Annotated in this window: 1 protein-coding gene; it reads right to left on the reverse strand. The window is 43.4% G+C overall.

The features are described from left to right. Nucleotides 1-109: 109 nt before the first annotated feature. The gene (locus F6K38_RS44815) at nucleotides 110-304 is read right to left on the reverse strand and encodes a hypothetical protein (protein ID WP_071106925.1); all 195 of its coding nucleotides are present in this window, start codon (nucleotides 302-304) and stop codon (nucleotides 110-112) included. Nucleotides 305-1,051: the final 747 nt, after the last annotated feature.

The raw sequence follows: 1,051 nt of genomic DNA on the forward strand, positions 1-1,051 counted from the left end.
AAGAGGCAAGAGGCAAGAGGCAAGAGGCAAGAGGCAAAAGGCAAGAGGGAACGCTGATCTGACTCCCGATTCCCGACTCCCTACTCCCGACTCCCGACTCCCGATAATCCTAAGAGTCTTCTTCAGTTATCGGCTCCCCGATATCAAAGATAATCACAAAGTTCGCATCGGGCATTAGCCGTTTCAGAGCCTGCATATGACCCTCCGCATCGGATCGTTTACGGAACCGAGCAACAATTACTCTTTGCATCTTGGGCAATAGACGCACCACCACCCATGGATGTAGGCGTTCAGCATAGGACATAATTTTATGTATCTCCTGTTATAAGGGGTCCTAGAGCCAGCCTTCAGCCTGGAATATCTTCAGGCTGGCTCTTCCCGTTGAACGTTTCGTTTAACGTCTGGGGTAATTTTATTATAACATAAAAAATTTTCTATTATAACATATTTTGAAAATATTTGTAACAAATTTTGGAGGGAACAGGGAACAGGGAATAGGGAATAGGGAATAGGGAATAGGGAATAGGGAATAGAGACTCAATTGAGAATTTCTAGATATAAAAAAACCAGCCATTGAGAGGGGCTGGTGATACTTGCTGTGTTGGGAGGAGAAAACCTAGGGCCAATACGCTTACAGTGTGCCTTTATCCTTGGCTGTGAGGTCAAGGTTTCAAGGACGTAGTGATCCTTGGGTAATCAGTTATGTAAACAAATGTAACGAATATTTAGGAATAACGCAACATTTCTTAATGTTTTTTTCGGGAGTCGGGAATCGGGAGTGTGGGGAGTGTGGGAAGTGTGGGGCGCGGGCGCGGGGAGATCGGGAGATGGGGGAGATTTTTATTAAGGGTAATTGTCATAAAATGATATTAGCTTTCTATGACCGAAGAGTGTTTTTGCATCCATTGAAATGCACCCTAGAAACTGACGGCTGACATTTTATTCTTCATTTTTCTGGATCGATTAAAATAGTTTTTGGTTGCTCAACATCAAATAGGGAAGCGGACAGAAGAATAACTGGTTTGTTTGTTTTGTTTTCACCATAGTGAAC

It is taken from the genome of Moorena sp. SIO3B2 (genome assembly GCF_010692525.1).
Lineage (GTDB): Bacteria > Cyanobacteriota > Cyanobacteriia > Cyanobacteriales > Coleofasciculaceae > Moorena > Moorena producens.

What these genes read in the sequence shown, in the direction of transcription:
- F6K38_RS44815 (WP_071106925.1), bottom strand. Translation starts at nt 304, where the DNA reads ATGTCCTATGCTGAACGCCTACATCCATGGGTGGTGGTGCGTCTATTG.